This is a genomic window from Ruegeria sp. HKCCD7628, from assembly GCF_057221005.1.
In genome coordinates this window covers 1,227,036-1,252,820 of the sequence record NZ_JBWVBA010000001.1, presented here as the reverse complement: position 1 = coordinate 1,252,820, position 25,785 = coordinate 1,227,036, and the positions used below count along the sequence as shown (strand labels likewise).

21 protein-coding genes are annotated in these 25,785 nt (G+C 60.4%); 5 read left to right on the top strand and 16 right to left on the bottom strand.

All coding sequences use genetic code 11. The features are described from left to right. Positions 1 to 20: 20 nt before the first annotated feature. The 5 genes from AC2TAD_RS06225 to AC2TAD_RS06205 are packed head-to-tail and all read right to left on the bottom strand — an operon-like array spanning position 21 to position 4,511. Positions 21 to 1,310, bottom strand: a complete 1,290-nt coding sequence (locus AC2TAD_RS06225) for a TRAP transporter large permease (protein ID WP_209196873.1) — start codon at positions 1,308 to 1,310, stop codon at positions 21 to 23. Then, complete coding sequence (locus tag AC2TAD_RS06220; protein WP_170355479.1) at positions 1,311 to 1,898, bottom strand: TRAP transporter small permease; 588 nt, start codon at positions 1,896 to 1,898, stop codon at positions 1,311 to 1,313. A gap of 53 nt (positions 1,899 to 1,951) precedes the next feature. Next, positions 1,952 to 2,467: a flavin reductase family protein gene (locus AC2TAD_RS06215; RefSeq protein WP_170355478.1), complete on the bottom strand. Its 516-nt coding sequence runs from the start codon at positions 2,465 to 2,467 to the stop codon at positions 1,952 to 1,954. Then, a complete protein-coding gene (locus AC2TAD_RS06210) occupies positions 2,467 to 3,357 on the bottom strand; it encodes an aldo/keto reductase (protein ID WP_480866596.1) in 891 nt (296 codons plus the stop codon). Before AC2TAD_RS06210 ends, AC2TAD_RS06215 begins: the two co-directional genes overlap by 1 nt. Then, positions 3,357 to 4,511, bottom strand: coding sequence for an LLM class flavin-dependent oxidoreductase (locus AC2TAD_RS06205; RefSeq protein WP_480866594.1), 1,155 nt, complete (start codon positions 4,509 to 4,511; stop codon positions 3,357 to 3,359). Before AC2TAD_RS06205 ends, AC2TAD_RS06210 begins: the two co-directional genes overlap by 1 nt. Before the next feature lie 108 nt (positions 4,512 to 4,619). Here AC2TAD_RS06205 and AC2TAD_RS06200 point away from each other — a divergent pair, with 108 nt between their 5' ends. Both AC2TAD_RS06200 and AC2TAD_RS06195 read left to right on the top strand, forming a co-directional pair. Then, positions 4,620 to 5,330, top strand: coding sequence for a GntR family transcriptional regulator (locus tag AC2TAD_RS06200; RefSeq protein WP_480866592.1), 711 nt, complete (start codon positions 4,620 to 4,622; stop codon positions 5,328 to 5,330). A 12-nt stretch (positions 5,331 to 5,342) separates the two neighbouring features. Beyond that, positions 5,343 to 6,434, top strand: a complete 1,092-nt coding sequence (locus AC2TAD_RS06195) for a Gfo/Idh/MocA family protein (RefSeq protein WP_480866590.1) — start codon at positions 5,343 to 5,345, stop codon at positions 6,432 to 6,434. Between the two features lie 2 nt (positions 6,435 to 6,436). Here AC2TAD_RS06195 and AC2TAD_RS06190 read toward each other — a convergent pair whose 3' ends face one another. The 8 genes from AC2TAD_RS06190 to AC2TAD_RS06155 all read right to left on the bottom strand — a co-directional run bounded on the left by AC2TAD_RS06190 (position 6,437) and on the right by AC2TAD_RS06155 (position 18,094). Continuing rightward, the gene (locus AC2TAD_RS06190; RefSeq protein ID WP_480866588.1) at positions 6,437 to 9,061 is read right to left on the bottom strand and encodes a molybdopterin-dependent oxidoreductase; all 2,625 of its coding nucleotides are present in this window, start codon (positions 9,059 to 9,061) and stop codon (positions 6,437 to 6,439) included. Beyond that, positions 9,058 to 9,390 carry a nitrite reductase small subunit NirD gene (nirD, locus tag AC2TAD_RS06185; RefSeq protein WP_480866587.1) on the bottom strand — a complete coding sequence of 111 codons (333 nt, stop codon included), beginning with the start codon at positions 9,388 to 9,390 and terminating at the stop codon, positions 9,058 to 9,060. Before nirD ends, AC2TAD_RS06190 begins: the two co-directional genes overlap by 4 nt. Continuing rightward, complete coding sequence (gene nirB, locus AC2TAD_RS06180; protein ID WP_480866585.1) at positions 9,387 to 11,819, bottom strand: nitrite reductase large subunit NirB; 2,433 nt, start codon at positions 11,817 to 11,819, stop codon at positions 9,387 to 9,389. Before nirB ends, nirD begins: the two co-directional genes overlap by 4 nt. Positions 11,820 to 11,824: 5 nt before the next feature. Beyond that, positions 11,825 to 13,510 (bottom strand): ABC transporter ATP-binding protein, encoded by a 1,686-nt coding sequence (locus tag AC2TAD_RS06175; RefSeq protein WP_480866584.1) that lies wholly within the window; start codon positions 13,508 to 13,510, stop codon positions 11,825 to 11,827. 5 nt (positions 13,511 to 13,515) lie between these two features. Next, positions 13,516 to 14,601, bottom strand: a complete 1,086-nt coding sequence (locus AC2TAD_RS06170) for an ABC transporter permease (RefSeq protein WP_480866582.1) — start codon at positions 14,599 to 14,601, stop codon at positions 13,516 to 13,518. Between the two features lie 99 nt (positions 14,602 to 14,700). Beyond that, a complete protein-coding gene (locus AC2TAD_RS06165) occupies positions 14,701 to 16,068 on the bottom strand; it encodes a CmpA/NrtA family ABC transporter substrate-binding protein (RefSeq protein ID WP_480866580.1) in 1,368 nt (455 codons plus the stop codon). 272 nt (positions 16,069 to 16,340) lie between these two features. After that, positions 16,341 to 17,513: an ABC transporter substrate-binding protein gene (locus tag AC2TAD_RS06160; RefSeq protein ID WP_480866578.1), complete on the bottom strand. Its 1,173-nt coding sequence runs from the start codon at positions 17,511 to 17,513 to the stop codon at positions 16,341 to 16,343. After that, positions 17,510 to 18,094 carry an ANTAR domain-containing response regulator gene (locus AC2TAD_RS06155; protein WP_170754698.1) on the bottom strand — a complete coding sequence of 195 codons (585 nt, stop codon included), beginning with the start codon at positions 18,092 to 18,094 and terminating at the stop codon, positions 17,510 to 17,512. The genes AC2TAD_RS06160 and AC2TAD_RS06155 overlap by 4 nt, the downstream gene beginning before the upstream one ends. Positions 18,095 to 18,379: 285 nt before the next feature. Here AC2TAD_RS06155 and AC2TAD_RS06150 point away from each other — a divergent pair, with 285 nt between their 5' ends. The 3 genes from AC2TAD_RS06150 to AC2TAD_RS06140 all read left to right on the top strand — a co-directional run bounded on the left by AC2TAD_RS06150 (position 18,380) and on the right by AC2TAD_RS06140 (position 22,048). Then, entirely contained in the window at positions 18,380 to 19,534 is a 1,155-nt protein-coding gene (locus tag AC2TAD_RS06150; protein WP_480866577.1) for a phosphoserine transaminase, read from the top strand. Positions 19,535 to 19,605: 71 nt separating this feature from the next. Further along, complete coding sequence (gene serA / locus AC2TAD_RS06145) at positions 19,606 to 21,201, top strand: phosphoglycerate dehydrogenase (RefSeq protein ID WP_480866575.1); 1,596 nt, start codon at positions 19,606 to 19,608, stop codon at positions 21,199 to 21,201. Positions 21,202 to 21,322: 121 nt separating this feature from the next. Next, the gene (locus tag AC2TAD_RS06140) at positions 21,323 to 22,048 is read left to right on the top strand and encodes a metallophosphoesterase family protein (protein WP_480866573.1); all 726 of its coding nucleotides are present in this window, start codon (positions 21,323 to 21,325) and stop codon (positions 22,046 to 22,048) included. Here the strand turns inward: AC2TAD_RS06140 and AC2TAD_RS06135 are convergent. From AC2TAD_RS06135 to AC2TAD_RS06125, 3 genes are all read right to left on the bottom strand, one after another. Next, positions 22,041 to 23,552, bottom strand: a complete 1,512-nt coding sequence (locus AC2TAD_RS06135) for a malonate--CoA ligase (protein WP_480866572.1) — start codon at positions 23,550 to 23,552, stop codon at positions 22,041 to 22,043. The two genes, AC2TAD_RS06140 and AC2TAD_RS06135, sit on opposite strands and share 8 nt — an antisense overlap. Positions 23,553 to 23,633: 81 nt before the next feature. Continuing rightward, positions 23,634 to 24,338: a histidine utilization transcriptional repressor HutC gene (locus AC2TAD_RS06130; RefSeq protein WP_480866570.1), complete on the bottom strand. Its 705-nt coding sequence runs from the start codon at positions 24,336 to 24,338 to the stop codon at positions 23,634 to 23,636. Positions 24,339 to 24,364: 26 nt separating this feature from the next. After that, a complete protein-coding gene (locus AC2TAD_RS06125) occupies positions 24,365 to 25,717 on the bottom strand; it encodes a formimidoylglutamate deiminase (RefSeq protein ID WP_480866569.1) in 1,353 nt (450 codons plus the stop codon). Between the last annotated feature and the right edge of the window lie 68 nt (positions 25,718 to 25,785).

The window sequence follows — 25,785 nt, the reverse complement described above, 5'->3', positions numbered from 1 at the left end:
TCCTCCCTGTGATACTCAGTTCAGTTTGCAAATCCCGTTATCCTCGGGATCGTCATGGATAGTGCGGGGACATAGGTGATCAGGAAGATCACTATGATTTCGACAGCCAGAAACGGCAGGATCGCCTTGGCAATGGTTTCGACCTTTTCGCGCGATACGGCGGCGGCCACGAACAGCACCAGCCCCATGGGCGGAGTGGCCAGACCGACGGTCAGGTTAACGCTCATGATAATAGCAAAGTGGATCGGGTCCACGCCGAGGCTGGTAAAGATCGGGCCAAGGATGGGACCAAGAATGATGATTGCCGGGCCTGCGTCCAGAAACATGCCCACGACAAACAGCAACAGGTTGATCAGGAACAGCAGGATCAGCGGGTTTTCTGACAGGCCAAGGATCAGTGCCGCCAATTGTTCAGGCGCATGGCTAAGGCTGACAACGGTCTTGAATGCCATCGCCGCGCCCACCAGCAGCAAAACCACGGCCGAGGTCAGGCCCGCGTTGCTGAGGATCTCGGGCACTTCTTTCAGGGTCAGTGTGCGCAGGACGAAGAAGCCGATGATGAAGGCGTACCCCACAGCAACCGCAGCAGCCTCGGTCGGAGTAAAGATGCCGCCGAGAATCCCGCCCAGAATGATGACAGGGGTCAGCAGCGGGAAGAACGCTTTGAGGCTGGCCTGACGACGCTCGCCCCATGTGTATTTGCGGCTGGCGACGGGGAAGTCGTATTTGTCGGCCATCACCTTAATCATCAGCATCAGGCCAACGCCCACCATTACACCCGGCACAATACCCGCAAGGAACAGGGCGGCCACGCTTTCACCCATCACATAGGCATAGATGATCATGATGCCCGAGGGCGGAATGATTGGCCCGATCACCGAGCTGGCCGCCGTAATCGCAGCGGCAAAGCGGCGGGTATAGCCCTGTTTCTCCATCGCCGGGATCAGCATAGACCCCAGTGCCGAGGTATCTGCGACCGCCGAGCCCGATAGTCCGGCAAACAGGATCGAACTCAGGACATTCACGTGGGCCAGACCGCCGCGCAGGTGCCCCATCAGGGCCTGCGAGAACTCGACCAGACGAATGGTGATGCCGCCACGGTTCATCAACTCTCCGGCCAGCATGAAGAAGGGAATGGCCATCAACGGGAAGCTGTCCATACCGTTGTAGACGTTCCGGTACAACAGAGTGATGTCGGCGGTCTGACCGTTCAGCCACAGCAGAATGCCGGGCGCGGCCAAAAGCGCGAAAAAGACCGGCAGGCCGATCATCAGGAAAATCAGGAAGGTGGGCAGAAACCAGATCAGCATCTATTCAGCCCCCACCGGTGCATCTGCGATTTCGGGCAGCAAGTCCCCGCCGCCCATCATCTTGACGATCGACCGCAGGATAAGCTCGATATTGACGACTAGCAGAAGGATGACCCCCACCAGCAACGATGCCATCATCCAGCTGCGCGGGACGCGGTACCACTCGTCAAACCCCAGCGAGGTCGGAATATAGAGCGCCGCCGTGGCGAAGCGGCCGCCAAAACCCGTGACCTCGGACCAGCCGATATTCACGGCGACGGCCAACACTGCCAGCGAGACGAAAAGCAGAAACAGCATCAACACCTGCCCCAGCACGCGCGGCAGCATCATGGGCAGCATATCAATAGCCACAAACCCGCCGCGCCGGAACGCGGTGGGGGCCATCAGCCCGGTCATCCACAACATGCAGAAGCGCGCGGCCTCATCTGGCCAGGGTAGGGCGTTGCCTAAAACGTATCGGAAGAACACCTGAATCAGGATTGCGATCACCATCAATGCAATCGCAACGACACCAACCGCGCGGCCCAAACGCAGCACGGTTTCGTTCACGAATGCAATCGGCGCAAGCGCCGTTGCCAGTCCGCCCATGCGGATCCTCCCTTGTTCAGCCGCAGGTTTGTCCCGCGGTCGTCAAATCACGCCTAGTGCTGCGCGAATTGGCCGAGTTTCCCGGCGTAAAAGGTCAGCGCGTCTCCGTCCGCCATGCTGACTTTCAGGACTTTGCCCACCACGATCACGTGATCGCCTGCATCGTGATAGGCGTGCTGTTCGCACTCAAACCGCGCCAGACAATCCGGCAGCAGAGGTGTTCCGTTCCCGCAGCGGTCGTGGTCGATATCCCGCAGGGCGAACGCGTCTTTCGAGCAGCCAAAACACAGATCGGCCTGTTCCGACGATAGCACGTGCACGCTGAAATGGCGCGCCTTGTGGAAATAGGGGAACCGGCGCGAATTGCGGTCGCCTGCCCACATCACCAACGGGGGGTCCAGCGACAGCGATGAAAAGCTGTTGGCGGTGATGCAGACCGGGCCATCGTCGCTGTCACAGGTGACGATGGTCACGCCGGTCGCAAACTTGCCAAAAGCGTCCCGCAAGGTGCGGGTGTCATCTTTATGCGGGACGAATGTGTGAGTGATGTCCTTTGAGATTGCGTTCATCATGGTACCTCATGCCCCAGCGCCGCCTCGTACAGGCGGAACCAGCTTTCGCGATCCAGATTTACTTTCAATGCGTCCGAGATGCTTTTGATCCGGTCCAGATTGTTCGTGCCCAGAACCGGAAGAATTCCTGCTGGGTGCGCCAATAGGAAAGCGATGGCGACTGCCGCGCGATCCACGCCGAATTCGGCAGCTATCTCATCTGCAACTATGCCGACCGGAGGGTTTCCGGCCATCAGCAACCCACCCCCCAGCGGAGACCACGCCATAACGTGCTGGCCGTGCTGCTGATGAAAGGCAAGATCGCCATTGGTGAAAGGGTCGATCTGACCCAGAGACAGCTCGATCTGGTTGGTGACCAGCGGCGTCTTCATCGCCGATTGCAGCAGGTTCCAGTCCCAGGGACGGAAGTTCGACACGCCGACAGCGCGCACCTTGCCGCTGGCGACCACCTCATCCAGTGCGGCGCCGGTTTTATGGTGGTCCATGAACGGATCAGGACGGTGGATCAGCAACAGGTCAATATGGTCGATGGCCATCTCGGTCAGAGAAGTATCGACCGATTTCAGGATATGCGCGCGCGAAGTGTCGTAGTACTTGACCTTCGCGTCCGAATACCGTCCGCAGGGCGCGACGATATCGCATTTGGTGACGATCTCCATCTTTGACCGCAGGGTCGGATTGGCGCGCAGGGCGGCACCCAGAATGCCTTCGGCCGTGTAGTCGCCGTAGATATCCGCCTGATCGAAACTGGTGATCCCCTGATCCAGACAGGCTTGTATCTTGGCCTCGACATGCGCGGCCGAGGTGTCATCGTCATCCCCGATGCGCCACATACCATATACAATGCGGCTCAGTTCCAGCGTGTCGGATAGTTTCACACGTTGCATCAGCGACGAACTCCATTGCCCAGCGGGGTGGCCGGGGTCTTTGCAGGCACGCGCCCGTATTCTTCGGGCAGCGAGCAGGTTTTCAGATTGGGCAGGACGCGGGCCCCGAAATGCTTGGCCTCATCCATGTGCGGATAGCCTGAGAAGATGAAAGCGCGGATGCCCATCTTCTGGTATTCTTCGATCTTGGACATCACCTGATCGGTCGACCCGACCAAAGCCGCGCCGCAGCCGGATCGCGCGCGCCCAACGCCGGTCCACAGGCCCGGTTCGACATAGCCATACTCATCCGCCAGATCGCGGTTCTTGGCCTGATGCGCCACGCCCAGTGAGGTCGAATCCAGCGCCCGCTCCCGGATCGCACGGCCATATTCGTCATCCAGCTTCGAAACGATGTAGTCCGCATATTCCTGCGCTTCGGCCTCGGTATCGCGGACGATCATGTGAACGCGCAGACCGTAATCCAGCGTGCGGTTGTAGTTTTCAGCCACCGCGTGAACGGCCTTCATCCGCTCGGCCAGTTGATCCTTGGTTTCGGGCCACATCAGGTAGACATCGCAATGCTCGCCGCAAAGATCGAGCGCAGAAGGGGAGTAGCCTCCGAAATACAGTAGCGGACCCCCAGTCTGATAGGGCTTGGCCGGGTCAGTGGTCAGGCCAGAGAAGTTATAGACCTCACCCGCATGGTTGATCTCATCCTGAGTCCAAGCTTGCTTGAGGATCTCGACCACCTCGCGGGACCGCTGATAGCGGAACGTGCTATCGTCTTTCTCGCCGGGAAAATCAGACGAGATGATGTTCACCGTCAGCCGCCCTTGCAGCATGTGATCCAGCGTTGCAATTGTACGCGCCAGCATGATCGGCTGCATCTCGCCACAGCGCACGGCGGCCAGCAAATTGATCTTGTCGGTGATCGGCGCGCAGCCAGCCACGAAACTCAGCGTGTCCTGACCGACCTGATAGGAAGACGGGCACAGGATGTTGCGGAACCCTTGCGCCTCGGCCTCGCGGACGATGCCGGAACAATGCTCCCAACTCGATCGCAGGTCACCATCCGGGACACCCAGAAACTGATAATCGTCTGAGCACAGCGCGGCGAACCACGAAACCTCGGCCGCATCCAGATCGGGGGATGTGATGGGGACGATGGTCATTTGATTCGTTCTCCGTGCATCTTTTGACTTTCCTCTTGCGTAGCAATCACTTTGATGTAGATCAATAGTGTATCAATTTTTTCCACGACTCGGTGAAGCACCTCGAAAATGACTGCCAACAGCCGCAACCCCAACGCGCTGCCGATCTATGTGCAGATCGCCGAGCTTCTGATCCGCGACATTGCCGCGGGTCGGCTGATCGACGGTGAACGTTTGCCACCCGAACGAGACATGGCTGCGAACCTCAATGTCTCGGTCGGGACGCTGCGAAAATCGCTGGCGGAGCTTGAGAAAAAAGGGATGTTGGAGCGTATCCAAGGCTCGGGCAATTACATCCGCGAGACCGGGACGCAGAACAGCGTTTATGCGATGTTCCGGCTGGAACTACCCGAAGGCGGGGGCCTGCCGCGCGCAGATATCCTGTCGGTGGATCATCTGGAAAAGCCCTCCGATCTGCCGGAATTCGGTACATCGCCCAAGGCGTCGCGAGTGCGCCGGATGCGCTATTTGAATGACACAATCATCGCAGTCGAGGAAATCTGGCTGGATGATTCCGCCGGAAAGGTCGATCAGGCGCTGCTGTCGGATTCGCTTTATCGCTATTACCAGCAGCAGCTTGGGTTCTGGATCACGCGGGCCGAGGATCGGGTTTCGGTCCGTGCGCTGCCCCATTGGACGCCTGAGACCTTCACCAAACCCGCTGGCGAAACGGCCGGTTATATTGAGCGGTTCAGCTGGTCCGAGGGGCCAGAACCGGTCGAGTTTTCAAAAACGTGGTTCGACCCGGATCGGGCCACCTATGTCCAACGTCTGAAATAAAAGGAAAAACGCATGACCCGGACCATCCATTACGGGCTGATCGGTTGCGGTATGATGGGGCAGGAACACCTGCATAATATCGCGTTGCTGGAAGGTACGCGCGTCTCGGCGATTTTCGAACCCGATGCCGCGATGGCCAAGGCAGCGCAGACGATTGTACCGGATGCGCAGATGGTGGGTTCGGTCGAAGATCTGCTGGCCGTGGATGATCTGGACTGCATCGTGATTGCCAGCCCCAACCATCTGCACGTGGACCAGATCGAGCAGATCGCGCGGGTGCGACCTTTGCCTTTGCTGGTCGAGAAACCTCTGTTCACCGACCCGGCAGATGCGGCGCGGCTTGACGCCATCCAGCGTGACTACCCTCATCCGATCTGGGTGGCGATGGAGTATCGCTATATGCCGCCCATCGCAGCCTTGATTGAGGGGGCGCAGGTGACCGGCGGTGTCAAAATGCTGACCATCAAGGAGCACCGCTTTCCCTTCCTGGAAAAGGTCGGCAACTGGAACCGCTTCAACCGCAATACGGGCGGTACCTTTGTCGAGAAATGCTGTCACTTCTTCGACCTCATGCGCCTGATCCTGCAATCGGACCCTGTGCGCGTGACAGCCAGCGGGGGGCAGGCTGTCAATCATTTGGACGAGGCGTATAACGGCGAAACCCCCGACATTCTGGACCACGGTTATGTCATGGTCGATTTCGCCTCGGGTGCGCGAGCAATGCTGGAGCTGTGTATGTTCGCGGAAGGTGCGCGGTATCAGGAGGAGATCTCGGCCGTCGGGTCGGACGCGAAGATCGAGGCGCTGGTGCCCGGACCGGGCCGTTTCTGGCCCGAGCATCTTGGTGATGCGCCGGTGCCGCAACTGATCGTTAGCCCACGTGCGCCTAAGGGACCGGTCGCCGAGTACATCCCCGTTGATCCAACGCTATTGGCCGCGGGTGACCATAACGGGTCTACTTTCTATCAGCATCAAGGATTCCTAGCCGTCCTGCGTGGTGATAAACCCGCCCCCGAGGTGACTCTGCAGGACGGGATGTGGGCTGTGCGCATGGGTCTGGCCGCGCAAAAGGCGCTGGAGACCGGAGAGGCGGTTTGGTTCTAGAACTACTGAGCGGCCTCTTTCTGATGTGCCGACGCCAACAGTGTCGCCAGTTCCGGGCGGCATGAGCCGCAATTGGTTCCGGCCTGCAACGCCTCACCAATGGCTTCGACGCTCATCAGCCCTTTGGTCTCAATAGCGGTTAGGATGGTGTTCACGCCTACGTCGAAACAGGAACACAGGACCGGACCGGGATCGGGCCGGTCGGCCGGCGCGCGGCCTGACAGCAGGTCGGGCACCTGTGGCAGAGTCGCAAGATAGTCGCGCATCACCGCCACGGGCTCGGGCGAAATGAACAATGCAGCGACCAGTTGTCCGTGTTCGTGAAACGCCAGTCGCGCCATGCCGCGCGCCGGGTCCTCAACTATGGTTGTCTGCGCCTCGGGCAATCCGAAAAGATCACGCGCGGCGGTTTGCCAGTCATTTATTGTGCCCATCCCGGCCAGTTCAGCGCGATAGCCGAGTTTTGTGGGGGTCTGCGCCCAATACTCGCAAACCGGTTTCATTTCGCGATGTGACACCGCAAACCCGTACCATTTGGCGTCAAAGCGGGTGACGTTCACCACGGAGGCTTTGCTTTCGGGCTGCCCGGATACAGGGTCGGTCGCCGCCGCGACCACGGCGTCGATCCGGGCTGAAGGGGCGGTTTCTCCGGTCCAGTGTATAGGCGCAAAGACCTGTCCTTGTGTGACATCGCTGGTAATCCGGGCCCGCAGGACGGATGTTCCATGCGGGCTTGCGACCCGCACCAGATCGGCGGGGTTTATCCCCGTGGCGCGCGCATCACCGGGGTGAATGTCCAGAAACGGCTCGGGCAGGTGGGCCGACAGCCGCGCCGACAGACCGGTGCGGGTCATCGTGTGCCATTGGTCGCGCAGCCGACCGGTGTTCAGCCAGAACGGATAGCGCGGTTCTGTTTTGGCTGCAGGCGCGCGCCATGTAACTGGTAAAAGCCGCGCCTTGCCGTCGGGGTGATAGAATTGCCCATCCGCAAAGAACCGCCCGCCCTGCCGTGTGGCGGTGACAGGCCAGCGCGTCGGCTGAAGAGCGTCATAGCCCGCCGCGTCCAGATCGCGGAGGCCCGAGATATCGAAATCACGCCCAAACTTGGCGGCCACTCCGGACAGGGTTGCGTATTCTCGGAAAATCTCTCCGGGCGTTTGATAATCAAAGGCCGAGGCCCACCCCATCAGCCGTCCGACCTCGGCCAGAATGTCCCAATCCGCGCGCGCTTGTCCCGGTGCGGGCAGGACCGAACGTTGTCGGCTGATCGTGCGGTCGGAATTGGTGACTGTGCCGTCTTTTTCGGCCCACGCGGCCGCAGGCAGCAGCACGTCGGCCAGCCGCGCCGTATCGGTGCGGGCCGTTATGTCTGAGACCACAGTGAACGGGCAGGCCGCGATGGCATCGCGCACCGCGTCGGCCTCGGGCATTGAAACCACGGGGTTCGTGTGGATCACCCACAGTGCCTTGACGCGCCCGTCGCCCACGGCGCGGAACAGGTCCACGGCCTTGAGGCCCGGGGCCTCGGGCATGGTCGGGGCCGACCAGAAATCGCGCACGGCGGCGCGGTGATCGGCGTTTTCGATATCCAGATGACAGGCGAGCATATTGGCCAGACCGCCGACCTCGCGCCCACCCATCGCGTTGGGCTGACCGGTGACCGACAGAGGCCCGCAGCCGGGCTTGCCGATCCGCCCCGTGGCCAGATGGCAGTTCAGGATCGCGTTGACCTTGTCGCTGCCCGAACTGGATTGGTTCACGCCCTGACTGAAGATCGTCACGACCTTTTCGGTGCCCATCCACATCTGGCAGAACTGCGCGATATCGTCGGGGTTGAGCCTGGTGACCGACACATCGTCGGCCAGCGCACTGTCCAGCGCCTCATGAATACCGGTGGTGTGGGTCAGGGAATCCGCATCCACCAAACCGGCAGTGTCGATTTGTGACAGCAGATGGTTGAACAGTGCGACATCACTGCCCGCGGCCAGTGGCAGGTGCAGATCGGCGCTGTCACAGGACGCCGTGCGGCGCGGATCGACAACGATGATCTTGGTCCCGCGCGCCTGCCGGGCTGCCATCAGGCGTTGATACAGAACCGGGTGGCACCACGCCAGATTGGATCCGACCAGCACGACCAGATCGGCCTCGTCCAGATCCTCATAAGTGCCGGGCACAGTGTCGGTGCCAAAAGCGCGTTTGTGGCCCGCAACGGTTGAGGCCATGCACAGCCGCGAATTCGTGTCGATATTGGCCGAGCCAATGAAACCTTTCATCAGCTTGTTGGCGACATAGTAGTCCTCGGTCAGCAACTGGCCCGATACATAGAAAGCCAGTGAATCCGGCCCGTGTTCGGCGATGGTCTCGCGGAACCGGTCCGCGACCAGTTGCAGCGCGTGGTCCCAGCCAGTCTCTTTGCCCGCTACCAAGGGTGCTAGCAGTCGCTGCGACAGGCGCACCGTTTCGGCCAAAGCCGAGCCTTTGGAACACAGCCGCCCTTGATTGGCCGGGTGATCCGGGTCGCCGGTGACGGTCAGGCCACCCGCGCCATCCGGTTGCAGCAGAACCCCGCAGCCCACCCCACAATAAGGGCAGGTCGAGCGTGTGGCGCAGGCACTCAGGTCTTTCACGCGGCGCTCCTTTGCCCCAATGAGGTGCTGTCGAGCAGAATGCGCTCTCCGTCCAGCTGCACCGGGTAGGTGGCGATCTGGCCTTCATCCGCGCCTTGTGCCTGACCCGAGTTCAGGTCGAAAACCCAGTTGTGCAGCGGGCAGGTGACGGACTGGCCATGCACGATGCCCTCAGATAGCGGACCGCCCTTGTGGGGGCAGGTGTCCGAGGCGGCAAAGACCTCATCTTTGGCAGTGCGGAACAGGGCGATGCAGCCCACGGGCGTTTTCACCACGCGCGCGCCGCGCAGGGGGATGTCGCCGATATGTCCGATGTCGATCCAGCTCATTCTGCGGCCTCCAATGTCAGATCGGCCATGGGCGCAAAGCGCGGGGCCTCTTTGGCCTGCTCGGCCCATGGGTCTTTGCGATAGATGGATTGGCTGAGTTCAAACCGCTCAACCAATGCGCGGCGGTTTTCGAGGTCATCCACCACGGTTTCCTTGATCCAGTCGAGACCGACCTTCGCCATCCATTTATACAAACGGTCCAGATACTTGCCGCCCTCGCGATAGGCTTGGGTGACGGCCATCACGACCTCAATCGCCTCATCCTCGGTCGGAACCTGCACCAGCAGTTCGGTTTCCTTAACGTCCATGCCCGCCGCGCCGCCGATGCTGATCTGGAAGCCCGAGTCCACACAGACCACACCGATATCCTTGCAGGTCGCCTCGGCGCAGTTGCGCGGGCAGCCCGAGACCGCCAGCTTCAGCTTGTGCGGCGTCCACGAACCCCACAGGATTTTCTCAAGCTTCACGCCGAGGCCCGTGCTGTCTTGCGTGCCGAACCGGCAGTGATCGGTGCCGACACAGGTTTTCACCGTACGCAGACCCTTGGAATAGGCGTGACCTGAGACCAGCCCGGCCTTGTTCAGATCGGACCAGATATAGGGCAGGTCGGACCCTTTCACGCCCAGCAGGTCGATACGCTGACCACCGGTGACTTTGACAGTGGGCACATCGTATTTCTCGGCGGCATCGGCGATGGCGCGCAGTTCCGCCGGGTTGGTGATGCCGCCCCACATTCGGGGCACAACGCTGAAAGTGCCGTCTTTCTGGATGTTGGCGTGTTTGCGTTCGTTGACGAAGCGGCTTTGCGGGTCGTCCTGATATTCCACCGGCCAGTCGGCCAGCAGGTAGTAATTCACCGCCGGGCGGCAGACATGACAGCCGTTGAGCGTCTTCCAGCCCAGCTCCTGCCAGACGGCCTCCTGGCTTTTCAGCTCTTGCGATTTGATCAGGCGACGGACGTCTTCGTGGGTCAGGTCACAGCAGCCGCAGATGGGCTGTGCAGTGGGCATCTGGAAGTCATCGCCCAGTGTGACCTGCAGCAGTTGCTCGACCAGTCCGGTGCATGTTCCGCAGGAGGCGCTAGCCTTGGTGGTCGCGCGGATGGCGCCCAGATCGGTTGCGCCGCCTTCGATAGCGGTGGTGATGTCGGATTTGCAAACGCCGTTGCAGCCACAGATTTCCGCCTCAGGCGGCAATGCTGCAACGGCTGAGAGAGGGTCCGCAGAGCCGCCCCCCTGATAGGCCGGGCCGAAGATCAGCGTCTCACGCATCTCGGACACGTCCTCACCATCGCGGATCAGGCCGAAGAACCAGTTGCTGTCGGCGGTGTCGCCATACATGACCGCGCCAACCAGCGTGTCGCCTTCTAGCACCAGCCGTTTGTAAACGCCGCGAGCAGGGTCGCGGAAGACGATGTCCTCGCGGGTCTCGCTCTCGGCAAAGTCCCCTGCACTGAACAGGTCGCAGCCGGTGACCTTCAGCTTGGTCGAGAGCGAACGTTGTTTGAACGCCGCATCCTCGCCCAGCAGGGTCTGCGCCAGCACTTTGGCCTGATCGTACAGCGGCGCGACAAGGCCAAAGACCTCGCCCTGATGCTCGACGCATTCGCCCACGGCATAGATATCGGCGTCCGAGGTGATCATCTGGTCATCCACATGGATACCCCGACCCACGGCAAGGCCCGTTTCCTGCGCCAGCGCGGTGTTGGGTCGGATGCCCACAGCCATCACCAACAGGTCGCAGGGCAATTCCGTGCCGTCCTCCAACAACAGCGCCCGGGCCTTGCCATCCTTGCCCGCGATTTCGGTCGATTTGGCATTCAGCAGAACGGTGATGCCTTTTTCTTCCAGCGATTTCTTGAGCAGATACCCTGCAGCAGGGTCCAGCTGACGTTCCATCAAGTGGCCCATGATATGCACGACGGTCACATCAGCTCCGCGCGCGGCCATGCCTGCGGCGGCCTCAAGCCCCAGCAAACCGCCGCCGATCACGACGACCTTGTTGCCCGCGCCCATGCCCATCATCTGTTCTGTGTCTTCCAGATCGCGATAGGCGATGACGCCGTCCAGATCATGCCCCGGCATCGGGATCATGAAAGGGTTCGATCCGGTGCCGAAGATCAGCTTGTCGTAAGGCACATGGCCGTACTCGCCTTCGACCACCTTCAGATCACGGTCAATTTTGACCACTTTCTCGCCGAATCGACAGGCGATGCCGCGCTCCGCGTACCAAGTGTCGTCATGGGTGACGATCTCTTCATAGGTCTGATCGCCTGCCAGAACCGGGCTCAGCATGATGCGGTTGTAGTTCCCGCGTGGTTCGGCGTTGAACAGGGTGATGTCGAACGCATCGGGGGCAGCGTCGGTCAGGTGCTCCAGCACCCGGCCCGAGGCCATGCCGGCTCCGATGACAACCAGTTTCTGTTTCATGTCATTCACTCCGCAGCGATGGCTTTGGGGGTAGGGGATTTGGGCTTGGGTTTGGCTCCGTGCTCATATTCCTCGAGGAAATCCAAAACCTCTTGCCGGTATTCGTAGTAATCAGGATGGGCCAGCAGCGCCTTGCGGGTGCGCGGGCGCGGCAGGTCGACATTGGTGATCTTGCCGATGGTGGCCTGCGGGCCGTTTGTCATCATCACCACGCGATCGGCCAGCAGGATCGCCTCGTCCACGTCGTGAGTCACACAGATCGTGGTGACTTTGGTCCGCGACCAGACCTCCATCAGAACCTCCTGCAGCTCCCACCGGGTGAGGCTGTCGAGCATCCCGAAGGGCTCATCCAGCAGCAGCAGTTTCGGCGACAGGGCAAAGGCGCGGGCGATGCCAACACGCTGGCGCATCCCGTTCGACATGTCGGCGGCGGATTTGTCCATCGCGTCGGCCAAACCGACCCGTTCGAGGTAATATTCCACCACATCCTGCCGCTCGGCCTGGCTGGCGCGCGGATACACGCGGTCCACACCGACCGAGACGTTTTCTTTGGCGGTCAGCCATGGGAACAGCGAAGGCGACTGGAACACCACGGCGCGTTCGGGATCGGCGCCTTCAACGTGGCGGCCATCCAGCTTGATCGCACCCTTGGAGATTTCGTTCAGACCAGCGGCCATGGTCAGCACCGTGGACTTGCCACAGCCCGAGTGACCAATCAGCGAGATGAACTCGCCTCGGTTGAGTTTCAGGTTGAAATCCTCGACCACGGTCAGCGGACCCTTGGAGGTGGGGTAGACCTTGTGCAACTGGCTGAAATCCAGATAGCGATCTTCGATCAGACCCGACTGCGCCTCTTTCACCGCTGCCGGTACACCGTGGATCGGGGTGACGTCGGGCAGGGTCTTGGTGCCTTCGACCTTGGCCTCGATGCCCACATCCATCAGGTATTTCGTGACCTCGCCACGCAGCGCCTTGAACGTCTCATCATGGTTCATGGCGGACCGGTCGCGGGGGCGGGGGATCGAGACCTTGAACTCGGTCCCCAACGTGCCATCGGGGTTCAGCGGCATAATGCGGTCGGCCAGCAGGATCGCTTCGTCCACGTCATTGGTGATCAGGACACAGGTCTTGCGGTCGGCCTCCCAGATCTTTTCGATCTCTTCCGCCAGATTGCCACGGGTCAATGCATCCAGCGCCGACAAGGGCTCGTCCAGCAGCAGAACCTCGGGGTCCATCGCCAGCGCGCGGGCCACGTTCACCCGCTGCCGCATCCCACCCGACAGCTCGGCAGGGCGGCGACCAGCGGCGTGGCTAAGGCCGACCATGCGGATGTAGTGGGCAACCTTTTCCTCTTTCTCAGCCTTGGGCATCTTGGGAAAGACCGCGTCCACGGCCAGCCGCACATTGCCCGTCACCGTCAGCCACGGCATCAGCGAGTAGTTCTGAAAGATCACCCCCCGTTCCGGCGCGGGGCCGGTGATGGCTTTGTCGCGAAAGGTTACGCTGCCCTTGGAGGGGAATTCGATCCCCGCCATCAGGTTGATCAGCGTGGTTTTACCGGTGCCAGAAAAGCCCAGCAGTACCACGAATTCACCTTCCTGAACCGAGAGGTTGATGTCTTTCAGCACATCCGTCGCAGCGGTGCCGGTGCCAAAAGATTTGCTGACATTCTTGAAGTCGATCACAGCCATTTGGGTCACCGGTTGTTCGAGAAGGTAAACAGCGACTGCAGCGCATACATCACGCGATCCAGCAGGAAGCCAATGATGCCGATGGTAAAGACGGCAACCATTATCTTGGCGAGTGAGCTGGACGAGCCGTTCTGGAACTCATCCCAGACAAACTTGCCCAGACCGGGGTTCTGCGCCAGCATTTCAGCCGCGATCAGAACCATCCAGCCAACGCCAAGCGACAGACGCAGGCCGGTGAAGATCAGCGGCAGGGCCGAGGGCAGCACCAGCTTGGTGATCTTGGTATAGGTGTTCATTTTCAGAACTTTGGAGACGTTCACCAAGTCTTTGTCGATCGACGCCACACCCAGCGAGGTGTTGATCAGCGTGGGCCACAGAGAACACAGCGTCACGGTGATGGCCGAGATCAGGAAGGATTTCGCGAACCAGCCGTCATTGGTGACGTAAACGGCCGACACGATCATAGTCACAATCGGCAACCAGGCCAGCGGCGAGACGGGTTTGAAAATCTGGATCAGCGGGTTCAGCGCCGCATTTGCGGTGGGTGACAGGCCCGCAGCGATACCCAGCGGCACAGCGACAATAGTGGCGATCAGGAACCCGAAGAACACGGTTTTGATCGAGGTCCAGATCTGGTTGTAATAACTCGGTGCGCCGGTATAGGCGACCTCTTTGACTTTTTCGGGCTGGCCCGCGTCGATGAACTTCTGGTTGCGCTTTTCAACCATGGCCTCGAACTTCGCCTTTTTGGCGGCCTTGGCCTGCGCGTCCTGATGCAGGCTAATGGCTTCGGACCAGACCTGCGCCGGACCAGGCACTGCGCCCAGCGAGGTTTGCACCTTGGGTGCCAACGTGCCCCAGAGAACCAGAAAGGCACAGATGGCCAGCAGAGGCACGACCAGCAGGCGCCAAATCTCGCCCATCTGGGCGCGCGGGTTGTCGCCTGCACCGGCCTTCAGGATGGGGGTGATCCAAGCCAAGCCCAGAACCTGAAACCATTTATCGGCGGCGTTGATCCGGGTGAACAGGCGGGCGCGTCGGGCCTCGCGTTCAGCATCAGCGGATAGCGTATCGTGGTCGATGGCTGTCATCTTGCGGTCTCCTGGCCCGGTCGTTCAGCGCCGGGCGGGGGTGGAATTCTGTGTGAATGGGGAAGCCCCCCAGCCACCAAGGGCCGGGAGGCAGGGGAGTTAACCCTGAACTTCGGTGCCGACGACGACCTGTTCGCCTTTCAGGCCGATCGGCAGGCTTTGCAGATAGGCGTTGGGCTGACGGGCGTCATAGGGAATGCCGTCGATGATATCCTCGGCGGGCGTGGGGGCCTTGTAGCCGTCGCTGTCCCAGGGGAAGTCGGCCTCATTCGCCAGGCCTTCGTCGACCAGCATTTTGGCGGCGTCCAGATAGATGTCCGGGCGGTAGACGGACTTGGCGACCTCGTCATACCAGGCATCGGTCTGCGGTTCGGCGATCTGGCCCCAGCGGCGCATCTGGGTCAGGTACCAGATGGCGTCCGAATAGAACGGGTAGGTCGCGTTATAGCGGAAGAAGACGTTGAAATCGGGCACTTCACGCTTGTCGCCTTTCTCGTACTCGAATGTACCGGTCATCGAATTCGCGATCACGTCATAGTCAGCACCCACATATTCCGGCTGGCTCAGCATCTCGACCGCGGCGGGGCGGTTGGCGTTGTCGTTTTCATCCAGCCACATTGCAGCGCGGATCAGAGCTTTGGTAACAGCGCGGGTGGTGTTGGGGTACTGCTCGGCGAACTCGGCATTTATGCCAAAGACCTTTTCGGGGTTGTTCTTCCACAGCTCATAATCGGTGATGACCGGCACGCCGATGCCTTTGAACACGGCCTGCTGGTTCCACGGTTCACCTACGCAATAGCCATAGATGGTGCCTGCTTCCAATGTGGCCGGCATTTGTGGCGGAGGCGTCACCGACAGGAACACATCCGCGCCGATCTGGCCGGTTACGTTTTCAGGGCTGTAATAGCCCGGATGCAGGCCGCCAGCGGCAAGCCAGTAGCGCAGTTCGTAATTGTGGGTCGAAACCGGGAAGACCATGCCCATGTTAAAGGGCTTGCCTTCGGACTTGTATTTCTCGACCACCGGGGCCAGAGCCTCGGCACTGATCGGGTGCTGCGGGCGACCGTCATCCATTTTCGGGATGTTGGGCTTCATCTCTTCCCAGACCTCGTTCGACACGGTGATGCCGTTGCCGTTCAGGTCCATCGAAAAGGGGGTGATGATATGCGCCTCGGTGCCGTACCCGATAGTTGCGGCCAGCGGCTGACCGGCCAGCATGTGCGCACCGTCCAGCTGTCCGTCGATCACGCCGTCCAGTAGCACTTTCCAGTTGGCCTGCGCTTCGAGCGTTACGAACAGGCCCTCATCCAGGAAGTACCCATTCTCATAGGCCACAGCCAGCGGGGCCATGTCGGTCAGTTTGATAAAGCCAAAGGTCAGTTCGTCCTTCTCCAGCTCCAGCGTTTCTGCCAACGCGGGGCTGATCAGGGCGGTGGTGGCGACAAGGCCTGCAAGCAATTTCTTCATGTGGGTCTGTCCCTTTCTTGGTCCCGGTCAACCGGGTTGGTGAAAAACAAAAAGCCGCTGCACGCTCTGGCCGGGAGGAGGTGACCAGAGAGTGAGCGGCTTTGCTCAGTCGTTCCCAAACTTTGGGAGGAATTCTTGCGACACACGCCTTTGTGTGCCGATGGGTCCAGAGTGGTAAATGCGCCGTTGCCGATCAAGCGATTTTGCTGCAACGCGGCGTTAAATGCTGCAATCGCGCGGTGTTGCGCTCGCGTCTGCCTAATTCTTAGGCGTCAGATATCCTGAGGATCAAAAATGCGCCCATCCAAGAACGCATCCCGCTTTAGCGACAGCTGCCCGTTATGGGAAGCAACGGGCGTGGTCTCACGAATCGCGCCTTCCAGCTTTTCCGACGCACCGGGCAGATCGGCCCCCAATCCTGCTAGTTGATTGCGGTAGATATCGCTGCGGAACACGCTGCCCGCTTGGGCTAGCGCCAGATGCGGGTCCAGACCGTATCGTTGCGCCAGACGGTGGGCGATCCACTTGGCCTGACTGCGCCATGGGAAATTTGCGGCCCCGTCGTGGAACTCGACAAATCCCGGCACCTCGCGCTGTTCGGCGTGGCCTGTGATGGTAAAGCGCCCCGAGAGCGCCCGGTCGATCAGTTCCGAAGGCAGGTTCAGATAGGTGTCTCGGGCAAGGATTTCAGCGGCGGCGGTGTGGCTGCCCGGTTGGCCCAGCCAACGCCCGGCGCGCCAGACGGCCCGCATCAGCTTGCCCAGCAGGTGCGGCTCGGTATCCGCCCAGTCGGTGCGCACGGCCAGCACCTTTTCCGGCGCAAAGGCCCAGATCGCCTGACCGGGCAGCAGTAACGCCCCCGCCTGCGATTCCACAGCGACCGAACCCCAGGGTTCACCCACACAGAACGCATCCACATCACCCTCGGCCAAGGCCTGCGCCATCAGCGGCGGCGGGATGGTGCGCACCTCGACCCCGATTTTGGACAGTTCGGTGGCCTCAAGCCAGCAATGCAGCAGTTCCACATGCAGCGAAAACGGGAAGGGCACGCCAAAGACCAATGGCCCATCCGCGACTGAGGCCAGCGCGGCGGCGGCCTTGAACGGATCGCGGAAGTCGAACTCATAGCCTGCGTCGCGCAGGCGGGTCTCCAGCGCGCGGCTAACGCCGATCACGTCGCCATTCACCGACAGGACCGAAACGGCTGACAAGGGCTGCGTCACCCCGCCCAGCCCCAAGGCCATGGCAACAGGGACCGGCGACAGCAGGTGCGCGGCATCCACCCGCCCAAAGGCCAGCATGTCGCGCACGGATGACCATGAGGGCGCAGCGATCAGGTCCAGTTCGACCCCTTCAGCGCGGGCCAGACCCATTTCATGCGCTACGATCAAAGGCGCGGCGTCCACCAGCGGAACATAGGCAACAGGCAGGGTAACAGCGTTCATGACAACAGCCCCGAGGCGGTGACAAGCGCCTCGGCCACGTCGGCGACGCGGCGGCCCTGATCCATCGCGGCCTTGCGCAGCAGGGCATAGGCCTCTTCTTCCTCAACCCCGCGCGCCTTCATCAGCAGACCCTTGGCGCGGTCGATCACCTTGCGTTCCTCCAGCGCACGTTTGGTTTCGGCCAGTTCGCGGCGCATCTGGCGCACGATCTGAAACCGCGCGATGGCGGCATCCAGCACGGGCTTCAGCCGATCCGGCTGCATCCCGTCAACCACATAAGCCGACAAGCCCGCCTCAATCGCGGTCGAGGCCAGATCTCCGGCTGCGCCCGAGACGAACATGGCCACGGGCCGTTCTAGAGGCCCGGATGCAAGCGTCAGTTCCTCAAGCATATCGCGGGTCGGGTTGTCGATGTCGATCAGCACCACATCCGGAATCAAGGCGGCAATCTTGCGCGCAAGGCTGGAGACATTGCCGATCACGTGCACATCATAGGCCCCGGACGCGTTGAGTGCGTCGACGATGGCAATCGCACGCTCGCGGTCTTCCTCTACTACGACAATGGTCAGGGTGTCTGGCATGGCACCTTTTCACCGGGTGGCTGCGCGATCTCAAGAGTTCGGTGGCTTTTCCGTCGGGACGCGAGACAGAGTGCCTAAAAAACAGTCAACCCCGCCGCGTGAATGTTCATGGCGCGCAAATCTTTTCGCCTATCGGAAACCTATGACCGTGTGCGGAGCGAAAAGTGATGTCGTTTTTCGGCATTCAAACGTCTTTTCTGCTTGCTGCACTGCCGAGGGGTTTCTAGGTGTGGCGGCGGGACACCCCTCCCCAACGAGGGGCGTGTATCTGGAAGGGTAATACACATGAGCATTGAACAACCGGCTACGCGGCCGGCGAATCCGCGTTTTTCCTCGGGCCCCTGCGCCAAACCCCCCACATTTGATCTGAACAAGTTGGCCGATGCCGCGCTGGGCCGGTCGCACCGTGCTGCCGTGGGCAAGGACAAGCTGAAAGCGGCCATCGAAGGCACGCGCGAGGTGCTGGGTATTCCGGCGGATTACAAAATCGGCATCGTTCCCGCATCGGACACCGGCGCGGTCGAGATGGCGCTGTGGTCGCTGCTGGGCGAACGCAACGTCGAGATGCTGGCGTGGGAAAGCTTTGGTGCCGGTTGGGTCACCGACGTGGTCAAGCAACTGAAAATCGACGCCGAGGTGAAAACGGCGGAGTACGGACAGATCGTCGATCTGGCCACGGTCGATTTCGTCAACGATGTGGTGTTTACGTGGAACGGCACGACCTCGGGCGTGCGAGTACCCAATGGCGACTGGATCGCGGATGACCGTCAGGGTCTGACGATCTGTGATGCAACCTCGGCTGCCTTTGCGATGGACCTGCCGTGGGACAAGCTGGATGTGACTACGTTTAGCTGGCAAAAGGTACTGGGTGGTGAAGCAGCGCATGGCATGCTGATCCTCAGCCCGCGTGCGGTGGAGCGACTGGAAAGCTACACCCCCGCATGGCCGCTGCCCAAGATTTTCCGCCTGACCAAAAGCGGCAAGCTGATTGATGGCATTTTCACCGGGGCCACGATCAACACGCCCTCGATGCTGGCGGTCGAGGATTACCTGTTCGCGCTGGACTGGGCGCGTTCGGTGGGTGGCTTGCAGGGCCTGATCGCCCGCGCCGATGCCAATGCCGGTGCGGTGCATGCGTTTTGTGACCAGAACGACTGGATCGCCAATCTGGCCGAGGATGTGGCGACGCAATCGAACACGTCCGTCTGCCTGAAATTCACCGATCCTCGCATTCAGGATGGCGCGACCTTTGCCAAGGCCGTGGCCAAACGGCTGGAAGCCGAGAATATTGCGCTGGACATAGGTGCCTATCGCGATGCCCCTGCGGGCCTGCGCATCTGGTGCGGCGGCACGGTTGAGACCGCGGATATTCAGGCCATGCTGCCCTGGCTGGCCTGGGCCTTTGAGGCCGAGATCGCTACGCAATCGGCAGCCGCCTGACAAGATTTTTCTACGAAAAATCTGGGCCCGCCTGTGGCCCGGACATCTCCCTATATTCAAGGACCAGAGAAATGGCCCCCAAAGTACTCGTATCTGACAAGCTCAGCGAAACCGCCGTGCAGATTTTCCGCGATCGCGGCATTGATGTGGATTTCATGCCCGATCTGGGCAAGGACAAAGACAAGCTGGCCGAGGTGATCGGTCAGTATGACGGCCTTGCCATCCGCTCGGCCACCAAGGTCACGCCGACCCTGTTGGAGAAAGCCGACAATCTTAAAGTGATCGGTCGCGCCGGGATTGGCACAGACAATGTCGACAAGGAAGCGGCCTCGAAAAAAGGCGTGATCGTGATGAACACGCCGTTCGGCAACATGATCACCACCGCCGAACACGCTATTGCGATGATGTTCGCCGTGGCGCGGCAAATCCCCGAAGCCAGCGCCTCGACCCACGCCGGCAAGTGGGAAAAGTCCAAATTCATGGGGATTGAGCTGACCAACAAGACCCTCGGTGTCGTTGGTGCAGGCAACATTGGCGGCATCGTTTGTGAGCGCGCGCTGGGCCTGAAGATGAAGGTCGTCGCGTATGACCCGTTCCTGGGCGAAGAGAAAGCCGCAAAGATGGGCGTCGAAAAGGTCGAGCTGGACGAATTGCTGGCACGTGCCGATTTCATCACCCTGCACGTGCCGCTGACCGATCAGACGCGCAACATCCTGAGCCGCGAGAATCTGGCGAAAACCAAGCCGGGCGTGCGCATCGTCAACTGTGCCCGTGGTGGTCTGGTCGATGAAGACGCGCTGGCCGAGATGCTGCAATCGGGCCATGTGGCCGGTGCGGCCTTTGACGTGTTCAGCGAGGAACCGGCCAAGGAAAACGCTCTGTTCAACCTGCCCAACGTCGTCTGCACACCACATCTGGGTGCTGCCACGACCGAGGCGCAGGAAAACGTGGCGCTGCAGGTGGCCGAGCAGATCTCGAACTACCTACTGACCGGGGCTGTTGAGAACGCGCTGAACATGCCCAGCGTGACTGCTGAGGAAGCCAAAGTCATGGGGCCGTGGATCAAGCTGGCCGGTCATCTGGGCAGCTTCATCGGCCAGATGACCGATGAACCGATAAAAGCGATCAACATTCTTTATGATGGGGTCGCAGCCGAGATGAACCTTGCAGCGCTTAATTGTGCCGCCGTTGCGGGGATCATGAAAAAGGTCAATCCTGATGTGAACATGGTGTCTGCCCCCGTGATCGCGAAAGAGCGTGGTATCAATATCTCGACCACCAATCAGGACAAATCCGGCGCGTTCGAAGGCTATATCAAGGTCACTGTTGTTACTGATAAGCGGGAGCGTTCGATCGGTGGCACGGTGTTCAGCGATGGCAAGCCGCGTTTCATCCAGATTAAGGGCATCAATATCGACGCCGAGGTCGGGGCGCATATGCTCTATACCACCAACGAAGACGTGCCGGGCATCATCGGTGCGCTGGGTCAGACGATGGGCGAGAACGATGTCAATATCGCGAACTTTACCCTTGGTCGGTCTGAGGCCGGGGGCGAGGCGATCGCGCTGCTATATGTGGATGAACCCGTTCCGGTAGAGGCTCGAGCCAAACTGGCTGAGACAGGGCTGTTCACGCAAATCAAACCGCTAGAATTCGACGTCTCCTGACCGTCTGTGTTGAAATTCTGAGACAATCCCAGCCCGCGCCGTCCAAGGCGCGGGAATTTTCTTTGCCATGGGCGGTTTTCCCGTCACAAGCAAAGTGAATTTTGGACCCGAGGTTTTTTTTATGACGTCCCCCATCTACGCCATTGGCGATATTCACGGTCAGCTTGAGATGCTGCAAACCGCCCTGCGCCGGATCGAACAGGATGGAGGTCCGGATGCGCGGGTCGTGTTTCTGGGCGATTACGTGGATCGCGGGCCGAGCAGTCGCGGCGTTCTTGACCTGTTGATCGAAGGTCAGCGTGCGGGGCGTAACTGGGTCATGGTCCGGGGCAATCACGACCGGATGATGGCGCGGTTCGTGCAGGATTGCGAGGTCGCGGACAGCCACTTGCCGGTCACGCTCAGTTGGTTGCATCCGCGTTTGGGCGGGCGCGAGACATTGGCCTCTTACGGTGTGGATGTCACCGACAATGACCGCATCATCCATGTCCATCAACGCGCGGTCGAGACTGTTCCACCGCAGCATCTGGATTTCCTCAATGCTCTGCCGAACTATCACCAAGAGGGCGAAATGCTGTTCGTTCACGCGGGTATCCGACCGAGCCTTCCGCTGGAGCAGCAATCCGAGAATGACCTGATCTGGATCCGCAACGAATTCCTGATCGAAGCCGCGCCGCATCCGTGGCTGATTGTCCATGGCCACACGCTTGTCGATCAGGCCGAGCATTGCGGCAACCGGGTCAATTTGGATGCGGGCGCAGGCTATGGCCGTCCCTTGGCCACGGCGGTGTTCGAGGGGCGTAAGTGCTGGCTTTTGACCCCAACCGGACGCGTGCCGCTTAGGTAAACAGCTCGGCGAAACGCTCGCGCAGGGCGTTTTTCTGCACCTTTCCCATCGTGTTACGCGGCAGCCCGTCCAGAACGATCAGCTTGCGAGGATGTTTGAAACGGGCCAGTTCGGCCTGCGCACGGGCCATGATCGCGTCCAGATCAAGAGTCGCGCCTGGTTCCGCCACCAGCAGGCCCACGGGGGTTTCGCCGAAATCCGGGTGCGGCACGCCGATCACGGCGCTTTCCAGAACACGGGGCTGGTCGTCCAGTAGCATCTCAAGTTCCTTGGGATAGATGTTGAACCCGCCCGAGATGATCAGATCTTTGCCGCGCCCGACGATATGGACATAGCCATCCTCGTCCACGCGCCCCAGATCGCCGGTGATGAAAAACCCATCCTCGCGCAGTTCGGCGGCGGTTTTCTCGGGCATTTGCCAATAGCCCTGAAACACGTTTGGGCCGCGCACTTCGATCATGCCGATCTCACCCAGCGGCAGGGTCTCGCCGCTGTCGGGGTCGGTCACTTTCAATTCGACATCGGGCAGGGGGAAACCGACAGTACCGGCGCGGCGCTCACCGTCATAGGGGTTTGAGGTGTTCATGTTGGTCTCGGTCATGCCGTATCGTTCAAGAATGCGGTGGCCGGTACGGGTTTCGAACCGCTCATGGGTTTCCGCCAGCAACGGGGCTGAGCCCGAGATGAACAGCCGCATATGCCGGGCCAGATCACCGGTGAACCGATCATCCCCCAACAGGCGGGTGTAGAAGGTCGGCACCCCCATCATTGACGTCGCCTGCGGCATCAGGCGCATCATGTCATCCAGATCGAACTTGGGCAGAAAGATCATCGACCCGCCCGAAGCCAGCACAACATTCGTCGCCACAAACAGCCCGTGCGTGTGGAAAGTCGGCAAGGCGTGCAGCAGCACATCATCTGCGCTGAACCGCCATTCCCGCACCAGCGTTTCCGCGTTCGACAGCAGGTTGGCCTGCGACAGCATCGCTCCCTTGGAGCGCCCGGTTGTCCCTGAGGTATACAGTAAGGCGGCCAGATCTTCCTCGGACCGGCGCACGGGTTCAAACGCGGGCAGCATCCCAAGCGCGCGTCGCATGAAACTGCCCGATCCATCGGCGTTCAGTGTTTCCAGCCGGGCGTTTTGGGCAGTGGCAATGGGGGCCAGACCCTTGGATTTCGCGTCATCGCAAACCACTAGCGCGGCTTCGCTGTTTTCGATGAAATATTGCAGCTCAGCCGTGGTGTAGCCGGTATTGAGAGGCAAAAAGATCAGTCCGGCCTGCGCGCAGGCGGCGTACAGCGCCAGCGCCTCGGGGGATTTTTCGACCTGAACAGCCACACGGTCGCCGGGCTCAAGCTCATACCCGATCAGCGCATTGGCCAGCCGGGCTGACATGTCCAGAAAATCGGCATGAGTCACAGTCTGACCGTTCGGAAGATGCAGGAACGGTGTGTCTTTGCCCGCGTGAATGCCGAACAAGCGATCGTAAAGCGGGTTGCTCATGACAGATGTTCCTTTCGCCAGATCAATTTCGTGGAAATCTGGCGCGGATCGGCAGGACGGTAAAGCCAATTCGTGACGAAATCAGAACTGCGTCGTCATGCGGTAGCCGGCCGCGAAATACATCTTGGCGAAAGTTACAGGCTGGCCTTCCAGCCAAGTGATGCGCTCACCGGTGAAAACGGGCTCGCTTTCAGGAACGTCCAGAAATCCGGCAACCATTGCGTCGGCACGGCTGGCCAGGAACGTCAGTTCGACATTTGTGAAAGGTACTGTCTGGATCAGCCATTCATTCGGTCCGATCTGCGAGAAATCCGCTTGCATCACTTGCGGAACGCTATCGACGACGATCCAACGGTCTTCGTATTGAAATGGCGTGTTGCCCGAAAAGTGCATGCACCTGACATGCATCACCGGTTGCCCCGTACGCAATGCCAGCCGGGCCGCCAGCCAGTCGGGCGCGTTTTCCCGAGCCGAAGAGACCAACGCATAGCGATAGGTCCCGCCAAGGGCCTCAACCTCGTCTCGGACCATCGGAATGGTAAATCTGGCTTGCCTCTGAGGGGCGCTCAGAACCCGTGTGCCTGCTTTGCGACGACGCTCAAGATATCCTTCGTCGGCCAGTTCGCGCAGGGCGCGGTTCACTGTGGTGCGGGTGCATGAAAACTCGGCGGCCAGATCCTGTTCGTTGGGCAGCAGAGAATCCGGCCCCCAATCCCCGGACCGAATACGAGACAGGACCGTTCTCTTGATGTCCTTGTAGCTGGTGGTCTCGGATGTCTGGGTCATGTGCGTCCTGCTTTCAGGGATTCGTTTTAGACGTCAGTCAGCAGCTCGGCAATCGCAGCGCGGTAGGTATCTACAATGCGGTCGCGTGCGACATGGCGGCCTTCGCGCACCATGTGCCGCCCGGCGGACCAAAGATCCGTGACCAACCCATCGGGGCCCGCAAAACACAGCCCGTCCAGTACCTGATCATCCGTCAGCGGCCATAAGGACGGATGGGAGCGATCGAAGGCCACAAGATCGGCCAACTTACCAATGGCTATCGAACCAGAATCCCGATCCAACGCCTGCGCTGCTCCGCTGGTGGCGCCTGTATAAAGCGCATGGCCCACGGACCCTTCTCCGCGAACCAGAACAGCGCGTTCGCGGTCGCGCAAGCGTTGCGAATACTCCAACGTTCGCAGTTCTGCGGGCAGTGAAATTCTGATGTTAGAGTCGGAACCAACACCAAACCGACCCCCTTCGTTGATAAAGGCGGAGCCGTTGAAAATACCGTCGCCAAGGTTCGCCTCGGTTATCGGACACAGCCCTGCTACAGCCCCGGATCGCGCCAGCATGCGGGTTTCGGCATCGGTCATATGGGTGGCGTGGATCAGACACCATCTTTGGTCGACATCCATATTGTCCAACAGCCAAGCCACAGGGCGTTGGCCTAATGCGGCCTCGACATCGGTAACCTCTTGTACCTGTTCAGCGATGTGGATGTGGACCGGGCCAGTTGGGTCCAGTTGCATCAGCTGTTTCAGGTCACCGGGCGAGGTCGCCCTCAGCGAATGAGGCGCAACACCGATCCTGCTGTCTGCATGCGGCAGGATCGTGCGGCACTCTTCGGTCAGGTCACAATAGCGGTCCAAGCTGTTCCCAAATCGCAACTGCCCGCCCTCTAAAGCCTGTTGCTGTACGCCCCCGTAGGAATAAAGGACCGGCAGGTGTGTCAAGCCGATCCCGGTTTGATCCGCTGCGGCAAAGATTCGTTGGCTCAGTTCGGACAGCGTGTCATAGGGCTGCCCGCCGGGCTGGTGATGGACATAGTGGAACTCACCAACTGCGGCAAAGCCGGCCTCTTGCATCTCCACATACGTCAGCGCAGCTATGGCCTGGATTTGATCGGGCGTCAGCCTGTCGAGAAATCGATACATCAAGGTGCGCCAGGTCCAAAAGCTTTCACGCCCTGCCGCTCGGGTTTCGGTCATGCCGGCCATGGCGCGTTGAAACGCATGGCTATGCAGGTTTCCCGGCGCCGGCAGCAAAAGGTCGACGCAGGTATCCCCAGAGACTGCCGCGCTGGTTTCAAGTCCGGATATCCGGCGATTCCGAACGTGGACTCGTATGTTCTTAGCCCATCCCGTTCCCAACAAGGCTGTCTTCGCGTGGATCGTCATGGCATATCCAATTTGTATAGACTTTAAATTTTTATAAGTATACTTAAAAATAAACAACCACGGAAACC